Source organism: Bathymodiolus heckerae thiotrophic gill symbiont (assembly GCF_900128515.1).
GTDB lineage: Bacteria > Pseudomonadota > Gammaproteobacteria > PS1 > Pseudothioglobaceae > Thioglobus_A.
In genome coordinates this window covers 1-5992 of the sequence record NZ_FQTP01000082.1, presented here as the reverse complement: position 1 = coordinate 5992, position 5992 = coordinate 1, and the positions used below count along the sequence as shown (strand labels likewise).

Annotated in this window: 6 protein-coding genes; 5 read left to right on the top strand and 1 reads right to left on the bottom strand. The window is 36.9% G+C overall.

Annotated elements, in window-relative coordinates:
* The first annotated feature begins 354 nt into the window (after window positions 1–354).
* From BTHERMOSOX_RS08710 to BTHERMOSOX_RS08690, 5 genes are all read left to right on the top strand, one after another.
* Entirely contained in the window at window positions 355–681 is a 327-nt protein-coding gene (locus BTHERMOSOX_RS08710) for a hypothetical protein (RefSeq protein WP_138120690.1), read from the top strand.
* A gap of 16 nt (window positions 682–697) precedes the next feature.
* The gene (locus BTHERMOSOX_RS08705; RefSeq protein WP_138120689.1) at window positions 698–3172 is read left to right on the top strand and encodes an N-6 DNA methylase; all 2475 of its coding nucleotides are present in this window, start codon (window positions 698–700) and stop codon (window positions 3170–3172) included.
* Window positions 3172–4197, top strand: a complete 1026-nt coding sequence (locus BTHERMOSOX_RS08700) for a DNA-binding protein (protein ID WP_138120688.1) — start codon at window positions 3172–3174, stop codon at window positions 4195–4197. Before BTHERMOSOX_RS08705 ends, BTHERMOSOX_RS08700 begins: the two co-directional genes overlap by 1 nt.
* Window positions 4194–4631: a type II toxin-antitoxin system death-on-curing family toxin gene (locus tag BTHERMOSOX_RS08695; RefSeq protein WP_249360662.1), complete on the top strand. Its 438-nt coding sequence runs from the start codon at window positions 4194–4196 to the stop codon at window positions 4629–4631. The genes BTHERMOSOX_RS08700 and BTHERMOSOX_RS08695 overlap by 4 nt, the downstream gene beginning before the upstream one ends.
* 116 nt (window positions 4632–4747) lie before the next feature.
* On the top strand, window positions 4748–5335 hold the full coding sequence (locus tag BTHERMOSOX_RS08690) for a hypothetical protein (protein WP_212744640.1): 588 nt from the start codon (window positions 4748–4750) through the stop codon (window positions 5333–5335).
* A 71-nt stretch (window positions 5336–5406) separates the two neighbouring features.
* Here the strand turns inward: BTHERMOSOX_RS08690 and BTHERMOSOX_RS08685 are convergent, their stop codons facing one another.
* Entirely contained in the window at window positions 5407–5862 is a 456-nt protein-coding gene (locus tag BTHERMOSOX_RS08685) for a hypothetical protein (protein WP_138120686.1), read from the bottom strand.
* Window positions 5863–5992 lie beyond the last annotated feature (130 nt).

Sequence of the window (5992 nt, the reverse complement as noted above, 5' to 3'; positions counted from 1 at the left end):
CGACTGGAATAAGTCCGGCCTGGCTCGTCAATCCATGTGCAGTGGAAGATATTTTGACTGAGCGTGTACGATTTCGGACACGAAATGAGGATTTTGATACTTTTGTGGACGTCATTAAAACAATGAGGTAGTAAAATCAGAGAAACTGATATTATATCATTGTTTAATATGGGGTTTTCATGTTTATTGTGTATAATGCTTGCAGGATTTAGGTAATATATCTTTTTTTCGATAATGCAACTCACCTATATTAGTTAATGGTAATATTTTTCAAAATTAGCCTTTACTAATGTTTGTGTGCGCTAAAAATTAGGAAACTTCAGGTTAAGAAAAGCTGCAGGAGTAGATCGACGCTTGGGACTACAAGAAATTATAGAAAAAACCTTTGGTAGAATTGACCACTTTAAATCTAAAAATGAATTGTTAGAGGAAGAATTTGATAAATTTATTATTGACTACAAGCCTGATGATGCTCATGCCATTATCCCGATGAAATATTTCTTCAAAGCTTATATTACAGACAACCAGGTAAGAGATATTATAGAAAGAAAAGATTACGTGGATTTTAATACGAACCCTACTTTTACAACGGAAGACTTCTTAGCTGTACCGCAGGATTGGCGCAATACTATTCCAGAATACGTCAAGGATTATATACCTTTGAATCAGTTTATGCTTTGAACGGAAAATAACAAATATGCTTGATAGCGAAACAAAAAGAAGAATAGATACTGCCCGCGACATATTAGTCGGTAAGGTTCCGGACCCTAAATCACAGGTAGAACAAATCACCATCGCTCTGATCTACAAATTTATGGATGATATGGATGCCGAGGCCGAAGAGCTAGGTGGTGAGCGTAAATTTTTTAACGGTGATTTTTCCAAATACGGTTGGGCAAAACTAATGAGTCCTGCAATGGGTGGTCATGAAGTATTAAACCTCTATGCTGAAGCCATTACAAAAATGCCTGAAAACGAAGGTATTCCAGCTTTGTTTAGAGATATATTTAAAAATGCCTATTTGCCTTATCGTGATCCAGAAACACTAAAAAGCTTTCTTAAAATCATCAACGATTTTGAATATGACCATTCGGAACGCTTAGGTGATGCCTTTGAATATTTGCTTTCAGTATTAAGTGCTCAAGGTGATGCGGGTATGTTCCGAACCCCGCGCCATATTATTGATTTTATGGTTGCGGTCATTGACCCGAAAAAAGACGAGTCCATTCTTGACCCAGCATGTGGGACCGCAGGTTTTTTAATTTCAGCTTGGAAACATATTTTACAGGCTAACAGCAAAAATGGACGTAAAGGTGCTGGATTAACACCTGATGAGCGCAAACGCCTAACCAGTAATATCAAAGGTTATGATATATCACCTGATATGGTACGACTCTCACTGGTCAACCTCTACCTGCACGGCTTTACCGATCCGCATATTAGCGAATATGACACTCTCACCAGTGAAGATAACTGGAATGAACACAGTGATATTATTCTGGCAAATCCCCCCTTTATGTCACCTAAGGGGAGGATCAAACCCCATAAGCGTTTTTCCGTACAGGCCAAACGCTCCGAAGTACTGTTTGTTGATTATATTGCCGAGCACCTTACCCCCAACGGTCGGGCAGCGGTGATTGTGCCTGAAGGTATTATCTTTCAAAGCCAGAATGCTTATAAGCAACTGCGTGAAATGCTGGTTAAAAATTATCTTTATGCCGTGGTGTCTCTACCTGCTGGTGTGTTTCAGCCTTACTCAGGGGTGAAGACCTCTATCTTGCTGATGGACAAAGCAGTAGCAAAACAATGTGATTCACTGCTGTTTGCCAAAGTTGAAAATGATGGTTTTGATCTGGGGGCTCAAAGAAGAAAGATTGATAAAAATAATCTGCCAGAAACTCTATCCGCCTTGCAAGATTTTCATCAAAGTTGTTTGACTGGTGACGCTTTTAATGCTGATTGTTACAGCAATGTGCTGAAGGTTGAAAAAGAAAAGATAGCCGAAAATGGTGAATGGAATTTGAGTGCAGATAGGTATCGGGAGGATATTAAATTAAATATTACGCATTATGAAATGGTGGAGTTGCAAGAGGTCGCAAAAATTATTAATGGACGAGCGTATAAAAGAGAAGAATTACTTGATGAAGGACCTACGCTAGTTTTAAGGGTTGGAAATTTTTTTTCCAATAAGAGTTGGTACTACTCAGATTTAACATTACCAGAAGATAAATATTGTAATAAAGGTGATTTATTATATGCGTGGTCGGCTTCATTTGGTCCTCGTATATGGGAAGGGCCGAAAGCAATCTATCATTATCACATTTGGAAGATAGAAACCTCAGATAAAATTAGCAAAACGTTTCTCTTTTATTTGCTCGACTTCGATACAGAAAATATAAAGGCTGATGGTGGCCGTGGTGTTGCCATGATTCATATTACTAAAAGTGGTATGGAGCAACGAAAAATTCCTCTCCCACCACTAAAAATCCAGCAGGAGATTGTGGCGGAGATTGAAGGCTATCAGAAAATCATTGATGGTGCTCGTGCTGTAGTAGAGAACTACAAACCCCAAATCCAAATCAACCCCGACTGGAAGGTGGTGAGGTTAGGCGATGTTGCTACTGTTAGTTCGAGTAAGAGAATTTATAAAGATGACTATGTATCAAACGGTATACCTTTCTATAGAACTAAAGAAGTAGTTGAATTAAGCCAAGGAAATGACATTAGTTTAGAATTATTTATCTCAAACGAGAAATACCAAGATATAAAAAGCAAATTTAGTGTCCCACAAAAAGGTGAATTACTTGTATCAGCAGTTGGTACTATTGGTATTTCATGGGTGGTTTCAGATGAGAGGACATTCTATTTCAAAGATGGAAATTTGTTATGGGTAAAAGATTTCAAAGTAATTGAGGCAAACTATCTAAAATATATTCTTGATGATATTTTTATGAATCATATGGATAAGTACATATTTGGAGCAGCATATAAGGCTTTAACTATTGTTACATTAAAACAATTCGATATTCCTCTTCCAGTCCTTGAAACCCAGAAAAAAATCGTCGCCCAAATCGAAAAAGAGCAATCATTAGTTAATGCCAACAAGGAGCTCATCATCCTGTTTGAGCAAAAGATCAAAGATAAAATCGCCAGTGTATGGGGTGAAAAATAATGAGCCAGGATTTAACTAACTCAGCCATTCATCGCCAGAATATCCTTAATAATCCTTTTGCCTTGCAAGAAATTGAGAAAGCAGCGCAGATTCAGGGGATTTCATTTGAGGACAAAACGGTTTTATTAAAAGAACAGGTAGCTGCTTTTTTTGAGGTAACCGTTCGAACAGTTGAAAATTATTTAACCCAATATGAACAAGAATTAGCACAAAATGGTTACGAGGTTGTTAAGGGTAAACGACTGAAAGTATTAAAGTTATCTATTAAGGCGATGGATGTTCCCGAAACAGATTTCGGGAACATATCGAAGAGCCCTCAATTGGGTGTTTTTGATTTTCGGGCATTCCTTAACCTCACCATGTTAATGGCAGAAAGTGAGCGTGCTCGATTATTACGCCAAACTATTCTTGATATTGTTATTGATACCATTAATCAGCGTACTGGAGGTGGTACTAAGTACATAAATCAACGGGATGAAGATTTTATTCAATCCTTTTTTGAAGGAGAGAATTATCGCAAGCAATTTACCGATGCCTTACGTGATTGTGTTGCTATGGGGAATGCTAAATATCCTTTCTATACTGATAAAATTTATGTCAGTATCTTTCGAGAAAAGTCACAAGAGTACCGTAAGGTATTAAAACTTCATGAAAAAGAAAAATTACGCGACACTTTCTATGCTGAAATCCTTGATTTAATTGCATCCTATGAGTGTGGCATTGGTGTAATGTTACAGGAAGAGATGAAAATCAAGGGACAAAAATTAACTTTATGGCAGGTAGATGCCATTTTTAATCGTTTTGAAAAACTTCCCCATTGGAAACCATTGATTGAAAAAGCACGTAATAAAATGGCAAGCCGAGATATGGCTTTTCGTGATGCCTTACATCACAAGCTTGAAGAATATGTTACCCCGCTTCAACGAGCAGAATTTGATCGTTTCTTAGGCGAGAAAAGTAAAGAACTGGCAGAACGCCTTGAAGAGGCTAAAGATGTCATGAAACGTCTTAAGGATCGCGAGTGAGTTCTTCAATCATCTACTTGACGCTAGAGCAAGTAGTTGATATTCATCATAAAACCGTAGAAGTAAGCGGTGGCGGTGCTATGGGACATTTAGAGTTAGGCAAGCTGGAAAGTGTGTTGTCACATATTCAAAATGACGATTATTACCCAACTTTTGCTGAAAAATTAACACATTTGTTCTTTGGCGCGTGTAAGTTTCATAGTTTTGAAGATGGGAATAAGCGTATCGCCATTACACTATGCGCCCAGATGCTATTATTTAATGGCTATCTTTATTGCTCTGGTCATTTCATTCAAGAAATGGAAAATATTAGTTATCATGTTGCCGCAGGTAGCATTGATAAAGACCTGCTTGGAGAAATAATTGTAGCTTTACTTAATAATGATATGGATTCAGAATCTCTAAAGCTGAAGATACTTGATGCCATTTCATAACAGGAATTATACTGGCAACTTTGGTTTTGAAGAAAACTAGAAAAGGTGATTTGCTTAATGATTTCGATAATAAATAAAGAAGGTATTTAATGGGTGGTATGGGTTCAGGTAATTGGATGAGGTGGGGAAGTAAATCAACGGTTGATTCTCAACATGCGGTGGATGTGCGATATTTAAAAAAACAGGGATCGTTAGAAGCAGGTAAAAGTGGGTCATTAACTTGGAGTCGTCAAGGGAAACAAACTGGCGCGATTAGTTACCAAGTGAAAGAAAATGGAATTATGCTAATTTACAACATGCGTGAGAATAGCTCTGCAGAGTGGGAAACAGTGGAACAGTTTGTGTCCTTTGATTACACGCCTTGTAATTATGGGGGTAAAAGAACCTGGTTGCTTTGCACACATTGTAATCGGAGAGTGACTTGTATTTATGTAACAGGGAAATATTTTTTATGTCGGCACTGTTATGGTTTAAACCACCAATCTCAGCATGAAGGCTATTGTGATCGGCTGTTATCTAAGGCTCAAAGTAGAAGAACTAAGTTAGGAGGATCGCCTAGTTTAGGTGACCTCTTTCCTGAAAAGCCTAAAGGTATGCACTGGAAGACATACCACAAGCTTCAAGATCAAGCTATGAGCGATGAGGAGGCTTGTTTTCAGAAAATAGATGAGTATCTTAATCGGTTTTCTTCTCGGTTATCCTGATGGATAATGATTGGTACTGTTTACTAATTGACCTCTAGGATAGTTTTTTAAAGTTCAATGTCTGTACTCTGTCAATCATCAGAGATAAAACTATTATGATCATTCATAAGTTCTTTTAGTATCTCTTCTATCTTTATTAGGATTTTTTCATTTATAGAAGACCCTCCATTATTAACAGTTATTCCTTCTTTTAAATTACTAAGATGTGCGGTTACACAATCTTTTATTTCATCCAAATAAATACGGATATTTTCTCTTACGTTTTCATCAACCGTACACAGAAGGTGCGTTCGACTACAAAGTTCTCTTATGTCCTTTTTGAAATTATCACGTGTTTTTTCAATTTTAATATCTTTTGCGTTCAACTCATTAATTGAAGTAATCCAATTAGTAACACTATAGACAAATTTATCAATAAACATTGGTAAAATAACTGATTTGTGCCAATAATCTTCTTTTATTGAAATATAGTGATCAATTTTACGTTCAGTTCTATGTGCTTTCTTTTCTTTATAGGTTTTAAGCAATTGGGCTAGCAGCTGAATTCTTGTATCATAAAGTTAATGACTAAAAAAACAGAACCACACAAAAAATACGAGCAGCTAGCAAAGCAATTATTACTGAAATCCCTCGTATTGGCAACCAAACTGTTCGAAA